Below are 1,019 nucleotides of genomic sequence, written 5' to 3'. Positions count from 1 at the left end.
TCTGTATTTTGTGATGTCATAAAATACACCCTCCAGATAATAAAAAACCCCGCATTTGCGGGGATTTTGAACTGTACCACACCCTCATTTAGATACAGTACGACCAGTGCCGTATTTGTCATTAAATACGATTTGCTACACTTTGTCAACATAAAAATAACACATATTGATAATTTCAAAGGGAATCTGTATGAAGCGAAGATGTAACAATGAAAAACAAGATAAAATCTAATGTTATTATCGTATTTAAAGAAAATTGCCTTATTCGGAATAATAAGTATCTTATTCACTAGCCATATAAGTAGTCAATCATTAGCAGAAGATAGGTATTTAAAACTATGCCCAGATGGCCAAATTCCTGTTTTGCGTGATGTACGAAATCCATCTTCTTTTGTTACTTGTATTTCAGAAGAAATATTGGATTATAATTTTAATAAGTTTAAAAAACTCAGAGAAGAACTCGGAAATGACATTAGACTAGCTTCTATAAGTGAAAAAGACTATTATGAATTATTAAAACATCATTCTAAAAAAAAACAAATAATAGAATGGTTCGTAATAGGCTTTATAATAATCACCATCATGTCTCTTCCGATTAACATACTCTGGCGATTTAGATTAAAGATTCCGGCGTTTTTATTTACAATAATGACCGCCTTAGCTGTTATTGCAATACCATATATATATGGGTGGTAGTATCTCTTTCAAATCTACTTTTTTGAAAAATGCTTCTGAAGCGCATTAAGAGCAATCCGTAATGAATTCACAAGGTGGGGTAGCATTTGATCTTCTATAACGAGGTACTGTAGCGCAGCATGAAGATTATACTGTCTATAAAGGCATTGTGCTTCTTTTAGTGCCTCTTTCACGGCTTGATAGTGATTTGTTGCTTTTTGAACCCATTGTTCAAAGCTATCTGGATCTGAATTTGTAGACACATCATCATAAATCGCATTAGGCAAGCCTTTTGCACAAAGGTAATTATTTCTTATCTGTAAGTACTGTTGCGCGGCATCATA

1 protein-coding gene and 1 pseudogene are annotated in these 1,019 nt (G+C 33.1%); one reads left to right on the top strand and one right to left on the bottom strand.

All coding sequences use genetic code 11. From position 1 onward, the window contains the following. Positions 1 to 231 precede the first annotated feature (231 nt). Positions 232 to 696: a hypothetical protein gene (locus ACFINC_RS09840; RefSeq protein WP_375612634.1), complete on the top strand. Its 465-nt coding sequence runs from the start codon at positions 232 to 234 to the stop codon at positions 694 to 696. Between the two features lie 14 nt (positions 697 to 710). Here the strand turns inward: ACFINC_RS09840 and ACFINC_RS09835 are convergent. Continuing rightward, positions 711 to 1,019, bottom strand: a pseudogene (locus ACFINC_RS09835) (hypothetical protein); the annotation flags it as partial.

Source organism: Bartonella sp. AP58NXGY (assembly GCF_042195785.1).
Taxonomy (GTDB): Bacteria; Pseudomonadota; Alphaproteobacteria; order Rhizobiales; family Rhizobiaceae; genus Bartonella.
The sequence above is the reverse complement of the archived record's forward strand: the minus strand, read 5'-3'. Positions and strand labels throughout refer to the sequence as shown.

What these genes read in the sequence shown, in the direction of transcription:
- ACFINC_RS09840 (WP_375612634.1), top strand. Translation starts at nt 232, where the DNA reads ATGTTATTATCGTATTTAAAGAAAATTGCCTTATTCGGAATAATAAGT.